This is a genomic window from Citrobacter sp. 50677481, from assembly GCF_001463265.1.
GTDB lineage: Bacteria > Pseudomonadota > Gammaproteobacteria > Enterobacterales > Enterobacteriaceae > Citrobacter_A > Citrobacter_A sedlakii.
This window is the reverse complement of the sequence record NZ_LNHZ01000033.1, coordinates 35,846-58,917: the sequence shown is the minus strand read 5'-3', so window position 1 is coordinate 58,917 and position 23,072 is coordinate 35,846. Positions and strand designations below refer to the sequence as shown.

The 23,072-nt window shown below is 50.1% G+C and carries 38 protein-coding genes and 1 pseudogene; 15 read left to right on the top strand and 24 right to left on the bottom strand.

The features are described from left to right. Positions 1–71 precede the first annotated feature (71 nt). The 3 genes and pseudogenes from APU02_RS08870 to APU02_RS25040 form a co-directional block, all read right to left on the bottom strand. Positions 72–635, bottom strand: coding sequence for an HNH endonuclease (locus APU02_RS08870; protein ID WP_060569851.1), 564 nt, complete (start codon positions 633–635; stop codon positions 72–74). A gap of 14 nt (positions 636–649) precedes the next feature. Next, positions 650–994, bottom strand: coding sequence for an HNH endonuclease signature motif containing protein (locus APU02_RS25045; RefSeq protein WP_239692857.1), 345 nt, complete (start codon positions 992–994; stop codon positions 650–652). Then, a pseudogene (locus tag APU02_RS25040) lies at positions 918–1,596 on the bottom strand (hypothetical protein). Before APU02_RS25040 ends, APU02_RS25045 begins: the two are co-directional and overlap by 77 nt. Before the next feature lie 166 nt (positions 1,597–1,762). Here APU02_RS25040 and APU02_RS25035 point away from each other — a divergent pair. Continuing rightward, positions 1,763–2,020, top strand: coding sequence for a hypothetical protein (locus APU02_RS25035; protein ID WP_023296834.1), 258 nt, complete (start codon positions 1,763–1,765; stop codon positions 2,018–2,020). Here the strand turns inward: APU02_RS25035 and APU02_RS08860 are convergent. The 4 genes from APU02_RS08860 to APU02_RS08845 form a co-directional block, all read right to left on the bottom strand. Beyond that, complete coding sequence (locus APU02_RS08860; RefSeq protein ID WP_023296835.1) at positions 1,974–2,309, bottom strand: hypothetical protein; 336 nt, start codon at positions 2,307–2,309, stop codon at positions 1,974–1,976. The genes APU02_RS25035 and APU02_RS08860 overlap by 47 nt on opposite strands. An 11-nt stretch (positions 2,310–2,320) precedes the next feature. Further along, the gene (locus APU02_RS08855; protein WP_060569849.1) at positions 2,321–3,781 is read right to left on the bottom strand and encodes a glycosyltransferase family 2 protein; all 1,461 of its coding nucleotides are present in this window, start codon (positions 3,779–3,781) and stop codon (positions 2,321–2,323) included. Then, a complete protein-coding gene (locus APU02_RS08850) occupies positions 3,781–4,341 on the bottom strand; it encodes an HNH endonuclease signature motif containing protein (protein WP_082636805.1) in 561 nt (186 codons plus the stop codon). Before APU02_RS08850 ends, APU02_RS08855 begins: the two co-directional genes overlap by 1 nt. Positions 4,342–4,477: 136 nt before the next feature. Then, positions 4,478–4,813 (bottom strand): hypothetical protein, encoded by a 336-nt coding sequence (locus APU02_RS08845; protein ID WP_060569847.1) that lies wholly within the window; start codon positions 4,811–4,813, stop codon positions 4,478–4,480. Positions 4,814–4,889: 76 nt separating this feature from the next. Between APU02_RS08845 and APU02_RS08840 the strand changes: the two genes are divergently transcribed. Continuing rightward, entirely contained in the window at positions 4,890–5,435 is a 546-nt protein-coding gene (locus APU02_RS08840) for a hypothetical protein (RefSeq protein ID WP_032636956.1), read from the top strand. Between the two features lie 45 nt (positions 5,436–5,480). Here the strand turns inward: APU02_RS08840 and APU02_RS08835 are convergent, their stop codons facing one another. The 14 genes from APU02_RS08835 to APU02_RS08765 form a co-directional block, all read right to left on the bottom strand. Then, on the bottom strand, positions 5,481–5,681 hold the full coding sequence (locus tag APU02_RS08835) for a hypothetical protein (RefSeq protein ID WP_060569846.1): 201 nt from the start codon (positions 5,679–5,681) through the stop codon (positions 5,481–5,483). Between the two features lie 9 nt (positions 5,682–5,690). After that, positions 5,691–5,891, bottom strand: coding sequence for a hypothetical protein (locus APU02_RS08830; protein ID WP_060569845.1), 201 nt, complete (start codon positions 5,889–5,891; stop codon positions 5,691–5,693). A gap of 138 nt (positions 5,892–6,029) precedes the next feature. Then, positions 6,030–6,299 (bottom strand): hypothetical protein, encoded by a 270-nt coding sequence (locus APU02_RS08820; RefSeq protein ID WP_060569843.1) that lies wholly within the window; start codon positions 6,297–6,299, stop codon positions 6,030–6,032. Further along, the gene (locus APU02_RS08815) at positions 6,296–6,886 is read right to left on the bottom strand and encodes a glycosyl hydrolase 108 family protein (RefSeq protein ID WP_173647450.1); all 591 of its coding nucleotides are present in this window, start codon (positions 6,884–6,886) and stop codon (positions 6,296–6,298) included. Before APU02_RS08815 ends, APU02_RS08820 begins: the two co-directional genes overlap by 4 nt. Then, positions 6,835–7,116, bottom strand: coding sequence for a phage holin family protein (locus tag APU02_RS08810; protein WP_033146313.1), 282 nt, complete (start codon positions 7,114–7,116; stop codon positions 6,835–6,837). The genes APU02_RS08815 and APU02_RS08810 overlap by 52 nt, the downstream gene beginning before the upstream one ends. Next, positions 7,113–7,517 carry a putative holin gene (locus tag APU02_RS08805; RefSeq protein WP_033146314.1) on the bottom strand — a complete coding sequence of 135 codons (405 nt, stop codon included), beginning with the start codon at positions 7,515–7,517 and terminating at the stop codon, positions 7,113–7,115. Before APU02_RS08805 ends, APU02_RS08810 begins: the two co-directional genes overlap by 4 nt. Before the next feature lie 354 nt (positions 7,518–7,871). Continuing rightward, complete coding sequence (locus tag APU02_RS08800) at positions 7,872–8,357, bottom strand: HNH endonuclease (protein WP_053528453.1); 486 nt, start codon at positions 8,355–8,357, stop codon at positions 7,872–7,874. Between the two features lie 294 nt (positions 8,358–8,651). Next, positions 8,652–9,467, bottom strand: coding sequence for an antitermination protein (locus APU02_RS08795; protein WP_060569842.1), 816 nt, complete (start codon positions 9,465–9,467; stop codon positions 8,652–8,654). Further along, on the bottom strand, positions 9,464–10,447 hold the full coding sequence (locus APU02_RS08790; RefSeq protein WP_060569841.1) for a primase-helicase zinc-binding domain-containing protein: 984 nt from the start codon (positions 10,445–10,447) through the stop codon (positions 9,464–9,466). Before APU02_RS08790 ends, APU02_RS08795 begins: the two co-directional genes overlap by 4 nt. Further along, a complete protein-coding gene (locus APU02_RS08785) occupies positions 10,447–11,949 on the bottom strand; it encodes a DEAD/DEAH box helicase (protein ID WP_060569840.1) in 1,503 nt (500 codons plus the stop codon). Before APU02_RS08785 ends, APU02_RS08790 begins: the two co-directional genes overlap by 1 nt. Then, on the bottom strand, positions 11,942–12,487 hold the full coding sequence (locus tag APU02_RS08780; RefSeq protein WP_060569839.1) for a replication/maintenance protein RepL: 546 nt from the start codon (positions 12,485–12,487) through the stop codon (positions 11,942–11,944). The genes APU02_RS08785 and APU02_RS08780 overlap by 8 nt, the downstream gene beginning before the upstream one ends. After that, a complete protein-coding gene (locus APU02_RS08775; RefSeq protein WP_060569838.1) occupies positions 12,484–12,795 on the bottom strand; it encodes a hypothetical protein in 312 nt (103 codons plus the stop codon). The genes APU02_RS08780 and APU02_RS08775 overlap by 4 nt, the downstream gene beginning before the upstream one ends. 2 nt (positions 12,796–12,797) lie before the next feature. Continuing rightward, on the bottom strand, positions 12,798–13,139 hold the full coding sequence (locus tag APU02_RS08770; RefSeq protein WP_060569837.1) for a hypothetical protein: 342 nt from the start codon (positions 13,137–13,139) through the stop codon (positions 12,798–12,800). Position 13,140: 1 nt separating this feature from the next. Then, a complete protein-coding gene (locus tag APU02_RS08765) occupies positions 13,141–13,368 on the bottom strand; it encodes a hypothetical protein (protein WP_060569836.1) in 228 nt (75 codons plus the stop codon). Between the two features lie 111 nt (positions 13,369–13,479). Here APU02_RS08765 and APU02_RS08760 point away from each other — a divergent pair, with 111 nt between their 5' ends. The 12 genes from APU02_RS08760 to APU02_RS08700 all read left to right on the top strand — a co-directional run bounded on the left by APU02_RS08760 (position 13,480) and on the right by APU02_RS08700 (position 18,914). Further along, positions 13,480–14,169, top strand: a complete 690-nt coding sequence (locus APU02_RS08760; protein WP_060569835.1) for a S24 family peptidase — start codon at positions 13,480–13,482, stop codon at positions 14,167–14,169. 191 nt (positions 14,170–14,360) lie between these two features. After that, on the top strand, positions 14,361–14,690 hold the full coding sequence (locus APU02_RS08755; protein WP_060569834.1) for a hypothetical protein: 330 nt from the start codon (positions 14,361–14,363) through the stop codon (positions 14,688–14,690). Next, positions 14,680–14,877 carry a hypothetical protein gene (locus APU02_RS08750; protein ID WP_060569833.1) on the top strand — a complete coding sequence of 66 codons (198 nt, stop codon included), beginning with the start codon at positions 14,680–14,682 and terminating at the stop codon, positions 14,875–14,877. The genes APU02_RS08755 and APU02_RS08750 overlap by 11 nt, the downstream gene beginning before the upstream one ends. Further along, positions 14,874–15,062, top strand: a complete 189-nt coding sequence (locus APU02_RS08745) for a hypothetical protein (RefSeq protein ID WP_060569832.1) — start codon at positions 14,874–14,876, stop codon at positions 15,060–15,062. Before APU02_RS08750 ends, APU02_RS08745 begins: the two co-directional genes overlap by 4 nt. 180 nt (positions 15,063–15,242) lie before the next feature. Beyond that, complete coding sequence (locus APU02_RS08740; protein ID WP_060569831.1) at positions 15,243–15,596, top strand: hypothetical protein; 354 nt, start codon at positions 15,243–15,245, stop codon at positions 15,594–15,596. After that, the gene (locus tag APU02_RS08735; protein ID WP_060569830.1) at positions 15,596–16,099 is read left to right on the top strand and encodes a hypothetical protein; all 504 of its coding nucleotides are present in this window, start codon (positions 15,596–15,598) and stop codon (positions 16,097–16,099) included. The genes APU02_RS08740 and APU02_RS08735 overlap by 1 nt, the downstream gene beginning before the upstream one ends. 12 nt (positions 16,100–16,111) lie before the next feature. Then, positions 16,112–16,975, top strand: a complete 864-nt coding sequence (locus APU02_RS08730) for an ORF6N domain-containing protein (RefSeq protein WP_060569829.1) — start codon at positions 16,112–16,114, stop codon at positions 16,973–16,975. Then, on the top strand, positions 16,975–17,550 hold the full coding sequence (locus tag APU02_RS08725; protein ID WP_060569828.1) for a hypothetical protein: 576 nt from the start codon (positions 16,975–16,977) through the stop codon (positions 17,548–17,550). Before APU02_RS08730 ends, APU02_RS08725 begins: the two co-directional genes overlap by 1 nt. Before the next feature lie 105 nt (positions 17,551–17,655). Further along, complete coding sequence (locus tag APU02_RS08720; protein WP_060569827.1) at positions 17,656–18,012, top strand: hypothetical protein; 357 nt, start codon at positions 17,656–17,658, stop codon at positions 18,010–18,012. Beyond that, on the top strand, positions 18,005–18,337 hold the full coding sequence (locus APU02_RS08715; RefSeq protein WP_060569826.1) for a hypothetical protein: 333 nt from the start codon (positions 18,005–18,007) through the stop codon (positions 18,335–18,337). Before APU02_RS08720 ends, APU02_RS08715 begins: the two co-directional genes overlap by 8 nt. A 231-nt stretch (positions 18,338–18,568) precedes the next feature. Then, complete coding sequence (locus APU02_RS26670) at positions 18,569–18,715, top strand: hypothetical protein (protein WP_060569825.1); 147 nt, start codon at positions 18,569–18,571, stop codon at positions 18,713–18,715. 7 nt (positions 18,716–18,722) lie between these two features. Continuing rightward, positions 18,723–18,914: an AlpA family phage regulatory protein gene (locus APU02_RS08700; RefSeq protein ID WP_053528447.1), complete on the top strand. Its 192-nt coding sequence runs from the start codon at positions 18,723–18,725 to the stop codon at positions 18,912–18,914. On the opposite strand, the gene APU02_RS08695 is transcribed toward APU02_RS08700, so the two are convergent. Then, on the bottom strand, positions 18,895–20,076 hold the full coding sequence (locus tag APU02_RS08695; protein ID WP_053528446.1) for a site-specific integrase: 1,182 nt from the start codon (positions 20,074–20,076) through the stop codon (positions 18,895–18,897). The genes APU02_RS08700 and APU02_RS08695 overlap by 20 nt on opposite strands. A gap of 175 nt (positions 20,077–20,251) precedes the next feature. Between APU02_RS08695 and sbcB the strand changes: the two genes are divergently transcribed. Then, the gene (gene sbcB / locus APU02_RS08690) at positions 20,252–21,682 is read left to right on the top strand and encodes an exodeoxyribonuclease I (RefSeq protein ID WP_060569824.1); all 1,431 of its coding nucleotides are present in this window, start codon (positions 20,252–20,254) and stop codon (positions 21,680–21,682) included. A gap of 37 nt (positions 21,683–21,719) precedes the next feature. Here sbcB and tsuB read toward each other — a convergent pair whose 3' ends face one another. Next, positions 21,720–21,947: a thiosulfate utilization sulfurtransferase TsuB/YeeD gene (gene tsuB, locus APU02_RS08685; protein WP_042284219.1), complete on the bottom strand. Its 228-nt coding sequence runs from the start codon at positions 21,945–21,947 to the stop codon at positions 21,720–21,722. A 15-nt stretch (positions 21,948–21,962) separates the two neighbouring features. Then, complete coding sequence (tsuA, locus tag APU02_RS08680) at positions 21,963–23,021, bottom strand: thiosulfate utilization transporter TsuA/YeeE (protein ID WP_060569823.1); 1,059 nt, start codon at positions 23,019–23,021, stop codon at positions 21,963–21,965. Positions 23,022–23,072 lie beyond the last annotated feature (51 nt).

Below are 23,072 nucleotides of genomic sequence, written 5' to 3'. Positions count from 1 at the left end.
AAGTTTTCTAACCTGCGGCGATGTGAAAAGAGGTTAGGCGGCGGTCCTTTGGGGTGATTCCCCTGAGGTTTTTACCCGCCCTCCCCCTTTGACCAAATATCTGGATGGCACAGATGATCCCTGATGCGGCGAACATGCGTGTGCGTAATACCGTAGCGCTTTGCAATTTCTACCAGCCTCTTACCAGATCTCGCCTCTCGCTCAATGCTCAGGATGATTTCAGGCTTCAATTTTGTTGCTACCGCTCGCTGTCCGCGCCGCAGACAAGCGGCAGTTCCGTGCTGCATGCTGTCAGAAGTGTTCTCCTTTGGCGTTCCCCAAGCGAGGTTTGTTTTGCAATTGTTCAGCGGGTTGCCATCCAGATGGCGGGTGATATGGGCTTCAGATGGCTTTGGCCCGGTAAAGGCAAGCAACACAAGCTGATGCACTTGCTTCTTCACTTTCGTATCATTACCTGCTCCGGTGTTTACATTCACGTGCCAATAGCCGTTATGTAGCCGCATCGACAGCCGCCGAACGCTACCTGAGCGGAGCGAGTAAATAAGACCATCGTCACTTGCCAGATATCCTGGATAACCGGGAATATCTTTCATCTGGGCGCGCGAAAGGCCTGAACCATGTTTCGATTCAGTCATCTTCACCTCGTTACTTAATTTCTGTTCAGGCGCTCGCGTGCTGTCTTGGCTTTATGGCAGCCGCGGCAAATTGATTCCAGATTAGAGAGATCGTCAGTACCGCCGTGAGCTTTCGGCTTAATGTGGTCCACCGTCTCAGCGGGTGTATACCTTCCATTTCGCAGGCATTCCTGACAAAGGTGTTTATCTCTGTCGAGAACGATTGGGCGCAGCCTGTCCCACTTACTGCCATAACCGCGCTGATGCCTGCTCTGTCCCCGCTGATGCTGCTGCCAGCCTTCGTTAAGGTGTTTGGGGCAATAGCCTGAGCGATCTGTGGTTGTGCCGGGGCAGCCGCGCTTGCGGCATGCTCTCGGTATTAACGCAGGCATCAGGCTAACCTCCACGCCCGGCGGCGTTCTGTACGTGGCGCTGAGTCAGGGTGACGCTCAACAGGCTCACCATCAGCATGATCCACCAGCGAGTAACACGGATAAACCACCGCGCCGCCATAGGCATCCCCGACTGCATAGTCGGCTGGCTTGCTGCTGTCCCACCGAGAAAGGACTCGTTCAATATGTTGAGGAGGTACGCTATAACAAACGCCGTGTATCAGCCGCGGCAGTGTGATGTAGTCAGCCTGAGTCTTATCAGCAACTATCAGCCGTTCGGCTATCTGTATTTGATACTGAGGTGGGCGACCAGTGCCCAGATAAAAACTTATCAAGGAATCAGGGAAGCGTTTCAACCAGTTCGATACTGGTGTGTAGAACAAATCCACAGGCAGCGCGTCATCCTCAATTACGACAACCCGGCATGTTTGTTCTGCTGCCCACTCAAGCGCGCGGCGATGATTCCAGTTCGCGCCGTGGTTATCGTCATCAACCAGCAGATGAGCATGCAGCAGTGCAGCAAGACGTTGTGCAGGCCCTAAGCGGGTATGATGGCCGACCACCACAAACTTAATCTCTTCAGCCACCAGCGAATCTCCAATAAAAAAGCAGCACGATGGCGGCTACTGTCTGAATATCAGGGTGTTGCTCCGCTTTAACCCTGGTTAAGGTAAGCATTCAGCCCGTCAGTGGTGGGACACTGGCGCACTCTGTCGCGGGGGGGATGGCTGATTACCTCCGATAAGGAAAATACCCATGAGCTCCATGTCAGAACTGGAAAAAGCAGTTGCAGATTTACAACGTGAATTAAAGATTGAAAAAGCCACCAATAAACTGGTTTTTTCTTTGATTATTGAAGCTGTTAACAAGCTGTCACCAAAACAGAATGTTGGGGACGTTCTGATGGATGTACTGAAGGAGGTTACACCGCCTGAAATTTCATCTGCCCCAGATGCTCACGAAGCGATTAAGAGAGTTGAGAAAATAATTCAGAAGAAGCAATCGCGTTCGTAACTTCCTGAATTAAATCGTCGGCGGCTCGGTGCTGAGCCGCATTCACAATCTGATCGATTACAGTTTTCGCGTGAGTTTCAGCGCGCTGCTTGTAACCTTCAAGAGTAAAGTCTGCTGTAATGTCTTCACGATAAGGTACAGTCAACATGTTTTTCTTATCGAGCTGTACTTTGACTTCACCGCCAATAGCCTCTACCGTTTTACAGTCCAGTCCCTCTGCTGAGGAGTAACCATTAATTTTGAAACTTACAGATTTTTGGGTCGGGAACTCAACCTCATACGAAATCATAAGACCTCCTGTTATTTATGGCGCCACCAGGCATTTTCTTTGCCGATGCCATCAGTTTTGAAAACGGTATGTACCAGAGGGCCGGTGACCAGCCTGTCAGCGAATGACTGCGCGACAATACCGAACGCCAGCATGTCACCCACCGCGGCGCCAGCCTGTTCTTTCTTCCAGAAACGATAACTCTCGATCCGGTAGTAAAGACGGATGATGCCGTGAGCGAACGCCATTACATCAGCGCGGGTGCCACCCAGCAGACCAGCGTTAAGCATCACATCGTTGCGATGCTCTTCAATGAACTCCTGATAGATGCGCTCCGGATGATTCTGCTTTGCCCAGGAATCGACGTAGGTCTTTGGTTCTGAACCGACATACACCTTTCCGGCTTCCATTTCTTCCCACGGCGCGCGAAGCATTTCGACATCGGTACCATCGGTACACCAGACGAACCGGTATTCAGGGTGATCTCGCAGGTGCTGCCAGATGTGCAACCAGCGACGAAAGTAGACATTCATCTTCACGTCAGGTACGCGATACAGCTCAACATCCGCGGGGGCCGTCAGTAATTCATCCACCAGCGCTATACGACCACACTGGCGAAGCGAGGCCGCCCATTTGCTCAGCATGTCAGGCGAGGCCGCCATTTTCGTGCCGCGCTGCGGGTCAGGCTGACTGGTGAGCAGCGTTGTGATAACTACATCGCGCTGCTGGCGGTATTCAGCGTAACCAGTAAACCCGGCATCACGCCGTTCGTTGTGGATCTTCACGTTACGTTCCACCAGCGCCTGTCGGTCGGGACGCGGTACCGAACGCTCTACGGCTTCATGCTCATCGAGAGAATGGATCAGCTTTTCTGAACCGACCATATCACCGTAAGCCCATGTCGTCAGGCCAGCATTATGGATGCGCAGGGCGAGGTCGCTGTGTTCGTACATGCCGCGACCGTAAACGGGATCGAAACCGCCAACCTTCTCGATAGCGCTGCGGTGGTAATACAGCATCACGCCGCGCTGCCCGGTGTAAGCGATGTGCTTATCATCCCGGTACAGGATCGCCATATCCTTCAGCTTATTCGTTCCTGCCAGATCGAGAAACTGGTAAGCAAGGTGCGGTTCGGGTGATTCGATGTATGGCAAGTGCCAGTTATCAGCGATGGCATACGCATCGTCATCCCACAAAAATAAATGTTCGCATCCTGAGTCCATAAGGCATTCAAGGCTGGCATTTTTCGATGCGACAATCCCAAGTGACTTATCGTGCCGGATTAACTTGCACCAATCCGGCACTTTTGCTGGAGGGTTGGACCCGTCATCGATGACGAATACCACAGCGCCGGTAGGTAAATGTTTACGATGTTGCTCAAGTGAATTTGCGAGTACCTGCGGCCTGTTATGCGTAGTTATCGCGATCCCGATTTTATTGTGAGAAACGCTATCGGCGCGGACATAAGGAACCCCATCAACAATGACGTCCATTATTTCCCCTCAAATTCGCAACGTGCTTTTTCAACCGCAGCCGTTGCTTCTGATAATGTTTCAAATTCCTTTTGGAAAATGATATCGCCATTTCTTGTCAGTCTTGCCCTGAACTTTCCGCTTTCCCTGAGAGATACACCCATCACTCCAGTGGAGCTAACTGGCTTTACTCGGTTCCAAACATTTACTGTATGTGTTACCACTCTTAGATGTTTTGGGTTGACACACTTTCGGTTATGGCAGGTGTGATCAATTTCAAAACCCTCAGGAACATCCTTGACCAGTAGTTCATAACTGGCTTTGTGAGCCAGGGTCATCATCCCTTTATGTTTGAACATTCCATAGCCGTCTGGATTTATGTATGCAAGCCAGTTCCAGCATCCGGTTGACTCATCAACCATATACTTTCTTCTCAATCTATCGAGTGGTGATTTTGCTTCGTGGGATCCGGTTTTATAGAGTCGCAGATAATGCATCTGGCACATGCCTTTGCAATGCGCTGGCCGTTCACATGAATTAACGGAACAGGTTTTCCCTGCATTTCTAACAAGTCCGCTCATCGGAATTACCTTTTAGTGATGAACCTTGTCGCACAGGAGATCCGGCCCTCAGAAGGCTCCGACGCCAGCCGGTTCCTCAAGGGTCATCCTGAAAGGTTCTGAGTAGAATGTGCGCGTGCGATGCGCAGAGATGTTATTACCAGGAACTTTCGTATGTGATATTCGTCAGCTCATCTGACAATTCGCTAATGGAGTAAGCGATAGCCATCTTCTGTTCCCTGTTGAACGAAGACCATAGATGACGCAAAGATTCGCTAAGATGATATTGCCAGTGCCCGTCACCGCTTAGATCTTCCCAGCCATCAGGCAGAAGACAGAGCCCACGACCATAAAGCTCCTCTTCCGGGGTAAGGGGGGGGCGAGCGGCTGCCGTATTTACTGAGCCATCACCCCAATTGCCGACAACTATTTTCCCGCCACCAGCCATATTGACTGTCATCCCAACCTCACTGATCTCAATTGTTCCGCCCATGGGTTACCTCTCTGTATACTGGTGTAGAGTGCTCATCTGCCCACGAGCACTGGCACAATCAACAAAGGAATGATTTATGAATAAGAAAATTTTCGATGAAATGGTTCTGCTTAATGAGCAAACATGGGAAAGGCTATCTTCGATAATGCAAAGCGAAGACGACATAGGTGTCGTCTTGCGCCTTCACCTGGTAACCGAGAAAATTATTGAAGCGTGGTGCTGTGCGGCATCAAACAACGTTAATTTTTTTGATGGTTTCGGCGAAAACTTAACTATGTCATACGCGGCAAAACTCAAGCTCGCTACAAATTTTGGTTTGAATGAGTTTTCCTACCAGGAGCTTAAAGTCGTAAACAAAATCAGAAATGCACGCTCACATCAAATTGATAATTCAGAAATTACCAATGAAGAGATAAATAAATTAATCACACTCATAAGCAAGGGCGATCAAAGAGAGCTAATTGAAAACCCCAAATTTGGCATCCTGATTGGTGACAAAGGAATACATCTCAATGACGAAGGGATTTCAAATCGTGAAAAGTTCATTGCCTCTATAGCTGCGGTAATTCTCAGGATTGCCAAGCAAGTTAACGACGGCGATAAATTTATAAAATTACTCTAACCGTCCATTTTACAGCAGGCATTCATTGAGTGCCTGCTGTAATGCCTAGTCTTCCAGTTGCAATACGCCGTGCTCTTCTGAACCTGAATAGGCGACCAGACCCGTGTATTCCGGGATAACCTCGCCATCATCGGCTTCAAAAGCCGGAATTGTTGCGTGGGCGATCGTATACGCCGCTTGACCTTCTGATTCTGCAAACTCAGCGAGCGATTTAATTTGTTCAGCTGTAAGCACTATCGGAGTCATTTTTTATCCTCAGTCCATATAGAAATCGTCATTAAGTCGACGACGGTTAGCGCTGCTGGCGTTGTGCGGGCAGGCGTTAGAATTGTGACCGTTGGCGCCGCAGTAGCTACAGCGCAGATTCACCCGGCGAGCGTTGCCGCTCCATGTATGCGGGCAAATCTCACGGGTGTGTAAACCCGAACCGCAGAAGGTGCATCGCGTATAACTCATGGGCTCACCTTCTGGCAGTTTTTCTGCCACGCTTTGTTATGCGCCAGGATGTCCTTCTTCGTTTGGCGGTCCATTAGGTCCCAGTCGTGAGCCGTCCCGTAGATGGGTTTAACCCAGTCGCAAGCCGTGTCCACTACCTCAACCCTTACGGGTCCAGTTGTCCCGCAGCTCGCGATCAACATCGTCATCAGGCATGCGGTTAACAGTCTGCTGTACATTGCTGGCCTCTTTCGTTGCTTCTACCCGGCGTTCGGCTACTGCCCCAGTGGCTGCGGCTTTTTCTTCGGTGCGCTGCTTATCGGCTTTCGCTTCCGCTTTGCTGGTGCCGCGTGAATGGCCCAAGCCAAACGCGGCAGCGATAGCAGCAAATACTGCTACAACGAGTCCGGTGATCATCTCAAGCGTCATATAACCACCCGTTCCTTTACCCAGCCATAAACAAACGTCTCGTTCGCGCTGCGCTGTTCTGCCAGTTCGAGATAACGCTGACCCTGGCTGCAATTCAGGGCACGAAGCATAACCAGCTCACCCTCTTTTCCGCGCCGGGAAAGATAGCTTTTTAACGCGCTGATAGTTCGCGGACCAATAAAACCATCTGCAATCAGATCGGGATAGAGCGTACCCTGAATGTTGAACACGTTCAGCCAACGCTGAAACCATTTGGTCTGCACCGATGGGCCCATGTTTACGCCTGTGTCGCAGAGTTCGGCAGCGATGGCTGGTGATACCTCAGAAACAAGGTCGAATCGTGGCCCTGTCCAGTAGTCAGCAGTCAGGATATCCAGCGCCTGCTGGCGGGTAAGGTTGCGCATATCACCGTTATAACCGTGGGCGCGAGCTACTGCTTGCGTGATCCCCCAGTTTGTTGGGCCGCCTTTGTCGTCGGGGTGATTAACGTACCCGCCCTCTTTGCCGAGGATGGCATTAAATATTTCGTCTTTGGTCACGTTGTGCTTTCCCCTGCGATTCTTGCGATGTTGCCCCTTGCTCGCCATACAGCAATGCAGACAACGAGATTGACTACCAGCTCTCCGTAGTCGACCTGCACGTAATCACCGTGCCAGATTCGGAAAGCGGTAAACGCTGGAGCGAGGATCAGCCCATACGCCAGAAACTCCATCAGACGGCGGCGCCGTAAGCTCCGCTTCCTGAAGAACATCAGGCGTATGCTGATGAGGATGCATGCAACAGCGTTAATGTTCAGGATCAGTGTTTGCCACGTCATTCTTCCCCCTTCAATCCGGGTAAGTCTCCCGTCTTCGAGCGCTTGAGAACGCGAAGCAGGACGGTGACAGAAACCGTTGAGGCCGCCAGCGCGCCAATGGCTGGAGAAACTTTCACGGCAACTGGCGGAGAAAGGTGACTTAATGCCGCATTGATAAGCGCTGCGATTATTTCTGATGCTGTTCCAGCGCAGTAAACCCCACCGATAAATGAGATAAGCGCAAACAGTATTTGCTTCCAGAGCTTGTGGTCCTCGCTGCTCAAGACGTAAAGAGCCGCCCCAGCTAGAGAGCAGAGCATTACAGCGGGTGTCGCTTCTGGAAACATCGTCGCGAAGGTTATTCCGGTAGTGCCGGCGGCCACGCCTGCCGTTACCGTTGCAGATATCGGTTCTGCGGACATTTTGCCCCCTCTTATTGCTGTTGATCCTCTCAGAAGGTTGAGGGGAAACAAAAAAGGCTACCCGAAGGTAGCCCGTAGTAATGATTGTGAAGGCTGGAGTCGAACCAGCTTCCATCGGTGCGCTGCCGATTGGGTTACGCGCGCCTTGTGGCTACTTATCCAGAATATTCACCGCAAAACTATTCCCTAGCTCGCCGCTGAGCTTCATCACAATGGGTATCGCTTTGCCGCGCCAGGGAAGTGTGCCTGGTCTCACCGGGATGTCGTCACATACTCAAAGCGATTTCCGTTGTGTAGAAACTAAATAGCCCCACTAATACAGGCAGGGCTTAATTTATTTTATTCGTGTAGGCGTTAACGCCACATTTCAGCTTTAGCTTTCATGTAAGCCTCGTGAGCCAACTCCGCAGTTTGGAAACTACCGAGATCTTTGCGTTTCCCGTTGACGCTAATCGCAGAACGCCACAGGCTACGAGCCTTGCACCAGTTTGCTCCAATTAGCCCAGATTTCGCACCTTTTCTGGCCTTATGCCTGTTCTGCTGATTAACAAACTGGGTAACGATACGTAAGTTGTCCCATCGGTTATCTTTGGGATTGCCATTGATATGATCGACACACTTATCAGCTGGCGGCAGCGCACCATCCATGTATAAAAAAGCCAACCGATGAGCGAAGATTAATTTCTTATCGATCATTATCTGGATATAGCCGTACGAATCTGCGTTCCCGGCTATATTGCCTGGCGTAGACCGAGAGTTTGTTCGCTTGACCCAAACGAATAAACCAGTCAAAGGGTCGTACTTCAGAACCTCTTTCAGCCGTTCTTGCGTGATGCTCATGATATGCGTATGCCTTACTTTGAAATGAACCTTTGCCGCACAGGAAACCAGCCCGTCGAGGCTCGCCAGCGCTAACTGACTTCCTCAAAGGCTCATTTCAAATAGATTGGTTCGACGTATTGAATGCGCGGGCGGTGCGCGGGAAATGAGGGTACAAAAAAACCCGCAACGTGGCGGGCTTTTCGAGGTTAATTATCTACAGGCGTTATACTCCATAATCAGAAGCATACAGGACAGTTTTATGCAAAGTCAAGACTAACGTGCAAAAAATTGCCGCTATTTGCTCCGATCACATTAATAAGTTGTTGCCTTCTCAAATTCTACAGCCGCATGACGCTCCCCCTGGCGCAGCGTGTCCACCAGCATTTCATAAAAGGGTTTCCAGTTGCGTGACCATGAGGACTGATGGAGGTCCGGGAGACGCTTCAGAATGGCACGGTGTACCGTCGCCGAGGAGATAGCAGAGAAGCCATTACCAGAGCAACGTTCACACGTTTTGAAAACCGGTGCGCCACGTTCTTTGGTAGCTTTGCGATCCAGCACTTCACCTTTACCGCCACACCGACAGCGGGCGCTGATCGTTCCTTTGCCTTCGCAAGCATCACAGACTGCCGGCACAACCTCTGTTACCTCTGTCCACTGCTCCCAGTCAGACGGACGAACGGCACGGGATCGGCTGGCCCAGTATGGCGCTTTACCCCATGGGTACGAAACCTTACGGGTGACCTGCTCGAGGGTTGTTCGTCCGGTACCACTGCAACTGTGACACGTCACACTGGTAGCCGCCGAACGGGAGTAATCAGCAAAGGCAAACTGCGCCAGCATCTGCATACACCATCCGAACTGCCCACCAGCTGCTTTGCGAACATTTTTCGGTGCGACATCCATCGCATATCGCGCCAGCGCCTGAACTGCGAGCTGTTCATCCGTTTTGCTGATTCCCGCTTTACCGAAGAAAGCGGCCAGGCCGAAGCGCGCACGGCTGCTGGTGGTACCAATGGCCGCCATAACATCGGTGCCGGTGATACGATCCGGAGAGGTTCCTTTCACGTCGTCGTTGATGTGCATTCCCTGAGGACTAAAATGTTTGAGTGATGCTTCCAGTTTCATGCGACCACCTGCTGTTTTCGTGTAAATACCAGTTCCCGAACCTGATTACCGCTCAGAAGTAAATCGTTAAAATCTCCGCTGTCGCACCATCTGACGCTGACTTTTTGCACGTCATTTTTTGCCAACAGATTTTTATGGGCGCAGGCGCATGCAGCTGCGTGACCTGTTGCAGAATGTGGGTCCATATCAGTGAAAATGATTAAATGCTTAACTCCGGTCGGGGCGATAAATTTTCCCATGAAATTGGCGTTAATAACTGACCACGTGTTAACGCCATATAGCTGTTTGCAAGAGAGTGCTGTTTCAATTCCTTCTCCAATTCCTAAGGTCGAGGAAACAGGAAAGAGCCTGATAGCCACTGACGAAGCAAACTCCAGCACATTGTTTTCTTGCAGGGACATTTGTTTTTTAGTAACGCTCACATCCGCTTTGCGACTCCCATCCAGCAAAGTTCGATGAAGGTAACAGGCGTTCGAATTGCAATCTGTCACCAGTGACCATATCGCCTGATACGATCCACCACCATTTACAGGTTGGTTTGCGCAGTACCTTGAAGCGTCATTTGACGGAGTAACAAAAATTCCACGACTACGTAGATAGTCCTGGGCTGGAGTATCTTTTAGTCCAGGCATCGTAAGAAAGCGACGCAGAACAGCCTCACGTTCCTGATCTACTTTTTTTCTCTGTTTTGCCGGAGCAATGGCGCTTCTTTCCCATACGTTACCGATGATCTGGTCAACCTCTGCGTATAGTTCTGCGATGGTTTTCTTTTGCGTCAGCGTCAGCAGCTTCCAACCATCACCCGTGTCACAGGTGCAAATCCAAGTACCACGGCCATCCTTATCATCACAGCGGAATTTTCCCTTCCCTCCACATAGCGGACACTCCTTTGACCAGTGCTTTTTCCCGGTGACCGGAGGAAGTCCAAATGCCTTGAATACTTCTGGCCAGCGACCAATTACTGCTTCCGTTGTTTTCATCAGGCAGCCCCCCGTGATTTACTGAATGCAATGAATTTTGATTTGATGTAACCCCAGACCTCTGGCCCTGTTTCTATTGGAAAGTTAGATAACCCGTTCGGCCATTCTCCAAATTTGTCCCGGAAGGTATGGGCGCACCATCCATCGCTTAGAGGCTTACCCTTCATCGCCCGCTGGCGTTGATAACCCTTAATCTGACTCCACCAGGATTGCTTGTCGCTGCGGGTATAGATTTTTTCTTTACGGCTTAGCCGCTGGAGTTTGCGGGTGCTGTCGGTTTCCACATTCTCCCCACCAATCGGCTTAAATCCGCACTTCGGACAGACGTAAACCCCGGCGGGTTTTATGTAGTGGCACTGGCTGCACTCCTTTGGTTTTTTCTCTGTTTTTTCGATGACATTGCGGCTGACGGCAGCGTTCATTCCGTCGCTTTTTCCCGGCAGTTCGTCATACTCGATATCGTCCGGATAGCCCAGTCGGTGAATGCTTCCGCTGTGATCGAAGATTAGGCAGTGATCTTTTCCGGGAGCGGTACGCAATCCGCGCCCTAATACCTGAAGCCAGCGCATCTCTGATTTGGTTGGCCGGGCGTAAATGATGCAACGGACATCACTATCGAAACCTGCGGTGAGTACACCAACGTTGACGATGATTTTTGTCGCTCCCTGCTCAAAGCGGTGGATAATCATGCGACGCTCTTCCGGCGGTGTAACGTCAATCATGATTTCAGCGGACACACCTGCACGGTTGAACTCTGTGGTGATAAACCCAGCGTGAGACTGGTTGACACAGAAGCATACCGTCGGGCGGTTTTCGCCGTTCTGGAGCCAGTTCTGTACGATGTCGCCCACCAGCGTTGAATCGCCCATGATTTTTGCCAGCTGGTCTTCATCGAAATCACGACCGAAACCACCTTTGGCTGAGGTTTTAACCCCTTTCAGATCCGGTGTAGTTGGCGCGTAGAACTCATAGGGACTCAGGTCACCAATCTGGATAAGCTCCTTCATCGTGGTAGGCTTGATCAGGCGCTCATAATACTGCCCCATCCACGGAGAAAATGGTGTGCCAGACAGGCCAACAACCTTGATGTCGCTGTCACGGATAACTTCCAGCAGCCCACGACGCTTCATGTGGGCCTCATCGACAATCAGGAGATCGATATTGTCCGGGAATTCACGGCGAATCAGCGTATCGGCGCTGGCAATCTGAATCAGGCGCTCCGGGTCATGAGGTTTGAAGTCACGCCATACGTAGCTGATCTCGTCTTCCGGAATGCCATACTGGATAAAGCGATCGGCAGTCTGTCTGACGAGAGTGAGATACGGAGCAACGAACATTGTGCGCTTCCCGCTCTCCAATGCCTTGTCGGCCAGATAAGCCGAGATGAATGTCTTCCCGTAGCCCACTGGCGCGTACAACAGGAATGTGCGATAGTTGTTCCAGTCATCGTGCAGCATCTGCAGACCGGTGACTTGCTTAGCTTTGGGTTTCAAATTAAGCATTGAGCTTAGGCTCCGTAGTACGGGCGGGTTGTGTTCCGAGCACTTCCCGCCCTTTGTTTTTGGTGTCGTCCGTGAGATTTACCTGCAGGATGTTTTGACTTTTCTCCTCATCAACCGGTGCGACCCCCACGTATGCAGGCACAAGGTTTTCTGATGCAGGGTTAAACACATAACGAACCTTCTTCGCCGACTTCTGGTCCATCGTCATGTACAGCGAAGAACGCATGGCATTGTCATATCCGCCCCAGATAATCGAGGGGTTGATAGCGAAGACTGTTGCCCCAGCACGTCGAACAAATCCACCTTCTTCCAGCGACTTGATCGCCCTGCGAACATGACGATCAGAGCAGTCCAATTCGTGCGCCAGCACAGCCTGGTCAACAGCTACTGCTCCACTGTTCATGTCGGCGTTCTCAGCGAGGTACAGGAATAAATCAGCAGCTGCTTTGTTTTCGCGCAACAGCGTGCGGATCTGCTTGCAGCCCTGACGAAACAGGCGAAGAAAATCGAGTTGTTTATTGCCGCTACCACTGCTCATTTTTCAACCTCGCCGCCGCATTTTGTCCGGATTTTGGACATACAGTGTCCGCTCAGCATATCTAAGTTGCTGTTTTTAAAGTGATGCTTCAAAATGTCCGGTGACCGGACATATAGCGTCCAAATTTCGAAAAAATAATCCATTGAATCAATCACTTGGAAGTCACCCTTCTTATATCTTTTACGCGCGTACACGTAGTCTCGATCTGCCTTTGACCTTTCCCATGGGTTTTGCCCTTGTGCAAACATCACCTCGGTAACACTTGCCAGGACACACATGCCTTCGCTTTCCTTCGCCTGATATCCCATGCTCACCACCACTTCTCAGTCGTCTGCTCTTGCTGGATCTCAGCAGCAGCTCCTGTCGGGGCGTGTGTGCTGGCTAGTGTCGCTTTTTCAGTCAGCCCCATCGCCGCCTTGTGATACTTACCGACAAACAGTCGCAAGCGTGTATTGGCCTCATGGCGTGCACGGTTCTCCTGTCTGTAGCTCACTGGTTCAGAATCGAATGCCTGCTGATATACCTCCGCATATTTCACTGCAGCCCGCTGGCGCATAGATACAGGTAACTGCTGCAACTGATCATGTATCCATGCGGCATCTGCAGATGAGTGTGTTGAAGGTAAGCCAATCAGGGGTGGCACATGTGACATGTCACACCTCAGTTCCTATCTTGAAAACCAACTGTTCTTTTGTGATAACGGGCTTATCCACGAATGACTTTGATGCGCTTTCGATCGCCAAGGCCAGGCGAGGAGAGGCATTGCGATAGCCGTAGGCAATGAGATTTAGGTATCCCGAAGACGTGCCTGATTTTTTAGCAAGATCTGCCCACTGCTCTTTTGTTGAAGACTTACGCCAAGCAAGTAATTGGTTGTTCATTACGTTCTCCTGTTGCAATGAATCAACTTTAGCTTTTTGCTAAATTAAATGCAATAATCATTTAGCAGTTTGTGTATTTACCACATTGCTAAATAATGAGATTATTTTGATATGGACATAAAAAATATACGTAAATCAAACCTTGAGCAGCTCATTGTTGAGTTCCTGAAGCGCGACAGACATACGACAAAAGCAGCATTCGCAGAATTGTGCGGGATAAGCCCTGCCCAGTTGAGCCAGTTGCTTGGGGGCAATAGTCATCGAAACATAGGCGACAAAATGGCCAGAAAGATTGAGCAGGCCTTGGATCGTCCGTTTGGGTGGCTGGATAGCCCACACAATGCTCCTGACAGTATTAAAAACGAGTTGGAGTATGTCGGAACAATCAGACCGGGATCAGTACCAGTTGTAGGGGAAGCGATTCTTGGGATTGACGGAATGATCGATATGCTAGAGATCCATGCTGGATGGTTACAAATATACAGCGCGGATAGGGATGCCTATGGGCTGAAAGTGAAGGGAGATAGCATGTGGCCGCGCATACAGTCTGGAGAATATGTCGTCATAGAGCCAAACACCCAAATTCATACAGGTGATGAAGTTTTTGTACGAACAAAAGACGGGCATAACATGATAAAAATCATGAGTAAAACTCGCGATGGTGATTATCAATTCTCAAGTGTAAACAGTGATCACAGGCCCATCACGTTAAGTCCTGATAGCATTGAGAAAATGCATTTTGTTTCGGCTATTGTTAAGCATACGCGCTATGTTGACAATGATGAAATGCCCACTCTGTAAGACCTATCTTCACCCCACCCCAACCGGCCTGATGGTCGGTTTTTTTATGCCTACCAAAGAATAAAATTAAAACAATCATTCTATTTATCAAAAACATAAAAGAGTTGTGTAAATAATTTAGCATTTACCGCTTGCGCGTTTTTTACCATTTTGCTAAATTCAATTCATCGGCAAACAACGGAGCCAATGAGATGAACTTATCAACAGCAACCCCAAACACTAAAAAGTTTTACCAGCTCGTCGACATTCGTGATTTTCGCTATGACAAGAATTGCTCGGATATTGACTACGGCGACATTGCATGTGACTGCGATACTAAAACCATTTCAATCCTTGAGGCTATTCAGCATATCAGCCTAAGCATTTTCACCATGGCTGATGAAAGCAATATCAATGGTGATAAATTAAGAAAGTTCTCTGGTGTAATATCGGACTTAACAGAGATTGCCCTCGCCACTAATAAAATATCTCAAACAGCCGCCTATCTTTCTGGTGTACAGGATGGCAATCATGAAGCGTGAATTTAACTTAGAGCAGGTAATAGAGAGAGCTCATCAGGCAGAAATTATAAGCAGAATGATGGAGTCTTATCCAGATAAGTTTGCCGATTCCGAAATAACTGCAATTTCATCTCTTCTGAGCCGTCTCACAGGTAATGTTGTTTGCTGGCTTATCGAAGAACAAGCAGAACAGGAGAAGCTAAAATGACTATGTGTCTGGCAGATGCGAGCTGCCGGGTATTACAAGCAGAGGCGGTTCTTAGTATGTGGCTCGAAAGTCCACGAGATAATTACGAGGCAAATTTAGTCGCTTCAATTATGACGATTCTTTCCGGGGTAAATGAAGCCATTGAAAATGCCGATAGCAAACTGATTACTAAAAAATCAGACTAATAAACTAAACATAATTTTCACGGCTTAACCGCCGGGGCATCACACACATCAAATTCCGCGGGGCGTTATTATGAGCTTTATTAAAGACAGGGCAGCATATAAAACAGCAATTCTATATGCCACCAGTGGTTACGAGGCAATAGCTCGGTTTTATCTCAAGAAAGCTTATGGGTACTAACTATGAATATTATCGATACCTATCGACGCCGAATTGCTTACGCGGCATTAGCGCGACTCAAACGTAAAACTGGTGGAAACCTACTGATTATAAAACTGCCAGATAACAAAATTGAAACCGTAGAAGTAAATGAGCGTTTCATGAATCAGTTGTTATTACGGTTTGAAGGGTTAACTCGCTGTGGGCTTAGCAGATATGAGGGGGATTCCACTATCAAAACCGCATATCAAAATGCCATAGGAATTAATAAACACACTGAATATCTGACAGATTCAGGGAAATTAATTATCGACGAACTTCTGAATGAGGTTGTTGATTACGTGAAAAACAAATATGCAAGCGGAGGAATTAACTGATGACAGGAAATTACGAAAACATCAAGCAGCTTGTCGCCAGGCTGAAAGATATCCACGAAAGGACAGGCATGAATTTTCCTGCATGGATGATGGATGAAAAACGCAGTGGAGATCACGAGCTTACTGCTGCCGAACAGCACGAGTGGGCTGAAATCATCTGTGAGTCCATGCGCGGAACTGTCGCCCTCCTCTACCTGATTGAATGCGAAAAGCGCTGGGGGCTGCGTGAGGGTGAGTATGTGTTCAGAAGTGAAGAGAGAGTCTTAGGCCTTACAAGAGCGCTGATTGAGAACGTACTAATCAAGTACGTGGAAGAAGACCTTCTCCTGCACAAGCCAACAGAGCGCTATATGGCCGTGTTCCAGTTCTACTGGGCAAATGACCAGCGCGTTCAAGCAGGTGAAGCGTCATGGTTCAACGAATTCCTGGATGGGATTTTTTTAGATGTCGCGCGCCGGTTGCGTGCCGGTGAAAAGCCTCCAGTAAAACCAATTTTGCATTAAGGAGAAACGAAAATGGCAATGAAAACTGAATTAACGCCAGTCGCGGCTCGTGACTTGCGGATCATTGAGTATCGCGGTCAGCGGGTTGTGACTACTGAGCAGTTGGCAGCGGGATATGGCACGGATGAGGTAAACATCCGTAAAAACCTGTCACGCAATCTGGAACGGTTCGAAGAGGGTAAGCATTACTTCCTTCTGACTGGCTCAGAGCTAAAGGGATTTAAGAACCTAGTACCTGAAAGTCACTTGGTTAATAAACATACAAGCCAGCTTATTCTCTGGACCGAACGCGGCGCGGCTCGCATGTCAAAAGTCGTCGATACCGATCAGGCATGGGGATATCACGAAGACCTGGTGGAATTTTACTTTACTCAGCGTGATGCCATCGCGGCACCGTCAACACAGGTGGCTCTCAGCCGTAAACAGCTGGCGCTGATGGTGATTGAGGCTGAAGAACGAGCAGAAGCCGCTGCGCTCGAAAATAAAACCCTGAGCGTGACGGTTGAGAATCTAGAGAAGCACTTTACCAAAGGAATGACTCTGCCTGCGTTCGGCAAGGCGCTCAATGGTGTTAACACCAGCAAAATTACCTGGTGGGCATATCAGCGAGGATGGATTTACAACGAACAACCAGATCCAGAGAAAGAACCACGTTGGCGCGTTAAATCTTATGCCCGTGACAAATACCTTACTGAGCAGGACATACAGATTAAGGACGTGGGCAAAGAGCCATTCACCAAAAAGAAAATTGTTCTGCTGCAAAAAGGCACGCATCGGATTTATCAGCTCTACCTCAAAGGTGAGTTGCCGATGAAAACCACCTGGAACGGCGAGTTCAGCCACGACAAAGCGATTTATACGCCGGAGGAAAAATAATGCTCATTCATACCGATATTCTCCGTGCTGCCCTTTGCTGCGTGGCTGATGAAAGTGAAGTACGTAAATACCTGCGTGGGGTGAATATAACCCCTACTCACATTCAGGCATGCAGTGGGATTGCAATGGTTTCGATGGAACATGGTGACAACACTGAAATTGAGGGTGTTTTTCTCTTCGATGGCGAGATTCCTGATAGCGCGGAGGGAACTTACATCAACCTGTTTGATGATGGATGGATGGCGATCCACATTGATGAATTCGAGCATCCTGTTGGATCAACGAAATTAACAAAAATTGAGTGCCGTTATCCTGATTTCAGCAAGCTGTTACCTCCAGAGCCTGAGTCATTTAATGAGTTACCTATGTTCTCTTCGTCACTTCTTGAGCTTCCGTTTCGTATGTTCGGGAAGTCCGTGGTGAAGTTTAAGCCGTTCGGAAAAACCGCACCATGTCAGATCCTGCTCGACCCGGTGGTAAGTGAATTCTTTGGTAATCCATTTATGGTGATGATGCCATTACGCGAAGATGCCTTTGAGCAAGTTGCAGAGGTGCTGAATGAAAAAAATCTGTGATCTGGTGCTAATTACCTTCGTTTTCTTCAGTGTCGCTGGCATGGGGGTTACAGCAGGGTTCTTCTGCTTTATCACCGTATGCAAACTTCTTTGGAGGATTGTTGGATGAAAGCTGAATCCATTGATGTTAACCAACTGGTCACAATAAACGACCACCTGCAGGCGCTGGTCACGGCTGAAGATGTCATTGCCAGTATCAGCTCGCAGCTTGAAAACGTGATCGACAACGAATGCGGCTGGCGGCACAGGGCAAATGTAGCTCTGGTTAAGTGGCAGAACACACGAAAACGCATTACTGCCCGCCTGGCCGTACTGCGTCAACTTGAGCGAGAGAAAAATATTGAGCGTCAAAAATCGCGGGATGCATTGCTCTTCAGAGCTCTGAGAAATGAGGTTTCAGCTGAAGTTTTTCGCCGCTGCTGTGAGTCTGTAGAAAGGGAAATGGAGGTGTGTTGTGACTGAATCGAATCTGTTTGAGCTGGTTCAATTGATTAAATCTGCTGCCGGTGATCCATCGGCAATGACAGATGCTATCTGGGAGGCTGGTTATCGCCAGCCTGAACGGACTGCCGAGGAAGCCGCGCAGATAACTATCGACACGTTCTTCTACTGCAACTCCTACGATATGCCCACGGAATTCTGGCCGCGCAATTATGACAGCGTTCTCCAGAATGAACTGATGAAAGCAGTTATCGGTGAGGATGGTGAGCTTGACGGTGCTGATGCGGCAATCATCGCTAAAAACGTAATCAGCGCGGGATTCAGCAAGGAGGCGGCCAATGGGTGAAATGGTTGACATAAACGACGAGCTGGTTCGCTCAGTCGTCACCGTTGACGATGGCCGGGACTATACCGCACAGCTGGTATGGAGGATGGGTAACCGCAGAGATATGCGTAATGGTGTTTCAGTACCGATCCCTCCAGCGCCAAAGGTTTCAGCAGTGCGAGTTGAAGCGAAGAGAAAGCCCCGGAAACGGGGTTATCGGGTAGTTCAGAAAGCAATTGGTTCGGTGTGACGATGAACAGAGAATTCGAAATATGGATGCGCCTGAAATATGGCGCCCGCTACGACCTGACCCGGGACGGACACGGCTACTACTGCCGGGAAGTAGTGAAGCGCATGTTTGAGGTCTGGTGTCACTGCCGTGGCCTAAGTGTGGTGTGAGGTGGGTATGGCTGATATTGAAATGATTGACGAAAAAGAAGTGATGCAGATGATCCGGGTTTCGTCTCGTATGACTATCTGGAAGTACACCAAAAATCATAACTTCCCGAAACCGATACGTACCCACCCCAAACAGTACCTACAATCTGAGGTGGAAGCGTGGATTTTAAACGGCGGTATTAACCAGAAATCTTCCTGATGTGCCAGAATATTTTTTCTGCGTACAGCTCATAGGCGGCTTTCTGTTCTGCGATCCAGTCATGTTTGTTGTAGACAGAAAGTACGCCGCCCAGCTCATGCCCCAGCATTTTTTCAATTACGTGCGGGGCTACACCTTCCTCTGATAACCTCGTCGCCATAGTACGCCTGAAGTCATGAGCCGTAAATTCACCAATACCAAGTGACGTTTCAATTCTGCCGAGGTATCGGTTAGCACCAGCAAGGGTCATTGATTTTTTCAGATCCGGACCAGGAAAAAGAATTTTTCCGTAGGTCATTTCCGCTTTTTTAAGCAAATCATCAGCCGCGCCGAATATTGGCCGCCGTATAATCCTGTTAGTTTTGCTTTTCTCTGCTGGCACCGTCCAGACTCCTTCCTCCCGATCAAATTCATCAGTAACGGCCAGGCGAAGCTCGCTATTTCTGGCGGCATAAAGCATCAACAATTGGTGAAGAAGCTTATTAGAGGTTGATCCCCTGCTCCGTTCTATAGCCAGCCATATTTTCGCCAGTTGGTTATAGCTGAGAGTGACCTCACCGACTGATGCTTTTTTTCCGACATCTTTTGGCTGCAGCAGCATAAGCTCCACAGGGCGAATAAACTGTCTCCTGGTACACCAGCCAACAGCGGAACGAAGTTGCACCAGCAACTGCCGAGCGCGCCGTGGGTTAATACGTTCTTCTTCTGTGAAACGTTCTACCCAGAGACGAACGGGAATGTCCTCAATCGGAACGCCAGAGAAAGCAGCGCTCATATGCTTGATAACTGTCGACCTGTAGAGCGCTCGTGTTTTTTCACGGAGTGCGACGTCAACGTAGTTTTTTTCCCAATAGTCCAGGCAGTCTTTTACTGTTGGTTTTTTTTGTGCCTTATTGCCAGTTGCCAGCGTACGAGGGTCAATTCCCTTATCGACCGATTCCCTTAAATCTGCAACCATGTTGCGAGCATCACGAAGCATTATCGCCGGATAACGGCCAAGCCCAAGACGGTGTTGCTTCCCATCCCAGCGGAAACGGAACTGAAAGCTGATAATGCCTTTTGGTGTGATGCGTATACCGAGCCCGTCGGAATCAGTAATTTCAGATGGGCCGGAATATGGTTTACCATAGATAGAGCGAAGCTTAGTGTCACTGATCGCCATTTTAGTTTTCTGTACTCAATGATTTTATGGTTTATGTACTTAATCTGTACTCAATATGGCATGTACGAACATAAACAACAATATTTAATCGTGTACAGTCACAATCAATCAATGACAAAAACAGCGTTAAAAACATTTTAAATCAGTTACATATAACATCAGGCGTGTACATCAGGTGACAGTTAAAAACGATAGCATACAGAGCACATTCCTCTTTCACGACTACGAAACCTTCGGCACGCATCCGGCGCTCGACAGACCCGCGCAATTTGCCGCTCTTCGCACAGACAGCGAGTTTAACGTTATCGGCGAACCTGAGGTGTTTTACTGCAAGCCTGCAGACGACTATCTGCCGCAGCCAGGGGCCGTGATGGTTACGGGTATTACGCCACAGGAAGCGCGGGAGAAAGGCGAAAACGAGGCAGCGTTTGCCGCCCGCATCCACGCGCTGTTCACCGTGCCAAAAACCTGCATTATTGGCTATAACAACGTGCGCTTCGACGACGAAGTCACGCGTAACGTCCTGTACCGCAATTTCTACGATCCTTACGCCTGGAGCTGGCAGCATGATAATTCGCGCTGGGATTTGCTGGACGTGATGCGCGCCTGTTACGCCCTGCGCCCGGAAGGGATCGTCTGGCCGGAAAACGAGGAAGGGCTTCCCAGCTTTCGCCTGGAACACCTGACAAAAGCGAACGGGATTGAGCACAGCAACGCCCACGACGCCATGGCGGACGTGTATGCGACGATAGCGATGGCGCAGTTAGTGAAGGCGCGGCAGCCGCGATTGTTTGACTACCTCTACACGCACCGCAGCAAACACAAGCTGGCGGCGCTGATCGACGTGCCGCAGATGAAACCACTGGTGCATGTCTCCGGCATGTTTGGCGCCTGGCGCGGCAACACCAGTTGGGTCGCGCCGCTGGCATGGCATCCCGAGAACCGCAACGCGGTGATTATGGTGGATCTGGCGGGGGATATTTCACCGCTCCTCGAACTCGACAGCGACGCCCTGCGCGAGCGGCTGTACACCGCCAAAGCCGATCTCGGCGATAACGCCGCCGTGCCGGTGAAACTGGTGCACATCAATAAATGTCCGGTGCTGGCGCAGGCGAATACGCTGCGTCCGGAAGATGCCGACCGGTTAGGGATTAATCGTCAGCACTGCCTCGATAACCTGAAAGTGCTGCGCGACAACCCGCAGGTGCGTGACAAAGTGGTGGCTATCTTCGCCGAAGCGGAGCCCTTTACGCCGTCTGATAACGTCGACGCCCAGCTATACGATGGCTTCTTCAGCGATGCCGATCGCGCGGCCATGAAGATTGTGCTGGAAACGGACCCACAAAATTTACCTGCGCTGGACATCACCTTTGTCGACCCGCGTATTGAGAAGCTGCTGTTCAATTACCGCGCGCGCAATTTCCCCGGCACGCTGGATGAAGCGGAGCAGCAACGCTGGCTTGATCATCGTCGCCAGGTCTTTACGCCGGAATTTTTGCAACGCTATGCCGAAGAGTTACAAATGCTGTATCAGGAATATGCGAATGACAGTGAGAAGCAGGCGTTACTGAAGTCGTTGTGGCAGTACGCGCAAGAGATCGTCTGAAGGTTTCCCTCTGCGCGAACGCAGAGGGAAGCATGGGTCACGCTTTCTGTACGGTGATGCTCCAGGCGGCATCGCCAACCTGTTGGTAATCGGTAATAGTATGCCCCTCTTCCGCCGCCCACTGCGGGATGGCTTCCGTGGCCTGGGTGCAGTCAAACTCGATCACCAGTTCGTCGCCGCTCGCCATTTCCGCCAGCGCCGCTTTTGCTTCAATCAGGGGGAACGGGCAAACCTGCGTTACCACGTCCAGTTTTTTAATCGCCATCATTTATCCTTACGTTTAATTCGCCGCAGCGGTCGCCAGTCGGGCTTTACGCTGCGGTCGTACATACACTATCCAGGATGCGGTCCACACTCCAAGGATCATAAAGGCCAGACCAATCCAGCCCTGCCAGGTCATCATCGCCGTCATCACCAGGCCGTTACCGATCGAGCATCCTCCGGCGATGCTGGCGCCAACGCCCATCAGGATCCCGCCAAACCCGCTGCGTAGCGTGGTTGGCGCATCGGCAGCGCGTACGCGAAATTCCCGGCTGGCTTTTGCGGCAATAAACGAGCCAAGAAAGATACCGAGCACCAGGAACACGCCCCAGTTAAGGAATTTGCTGTCGCCTGCCACCAGGAATTGCAAAATATTGGCGGTCGGCGAGGTAATGCCCAGGCCAAACATCCTGCCGGTCGCTTCGCTCAGCGGCCATGCCAGCAGCGCGATCAGCCCGATAAGGACTGCGGTGACAAACGGATGCCAGCGCTTTTCAAACAGAATGTGCGCCAACCCGCGACGGCGCGGCGGTAGCGTCGCTACCTTCAGCTTCGGCTTTTTCAGCTCTTTCGCCACCACCCACAGCGTCAGCACCAGCAATAAGGCAATCAGCGGCCACACGGAAAGGTTGAGCGTGTCGGCAATCGAATTGTGTTCAGTGCTGTAGGTTTTCAGCGTCTGGTTAAGTCCGCTTGCGTGCGGTGAACGCATTACCGCACTCATTACCATATAGGTAAACAGCGCAATCCAGCTGCCGATCAACCCCTCGCCCGCGCGATACCATGTACCGGTGGCGCAACCGCCCGCATAGACAATACCAATGCCAAAAATGTAGCCACCCGCCACGGTGCCGAGCCACGGAAACGTCCCCGCGTCATAGCTGACAACCCCGGTCTGGATCAGCGTAAACACGCCCACGCTCTGAACGCAGATCGCAATCAGCAAGGCATAAAACATACGGTTGTTTTTTGCGATGTACATATCGCGGAATCCGCCGGTCAGACAGAACCGTCCACGCTGCATGACAAAACCCAGCAGCGCACCGCAGAACAGTCCGCTTATTATCATTGAAAGCATAAATTAATTAGCCTGAAGAACATTTGTCAGGAAATTATTCATGACGCGGTT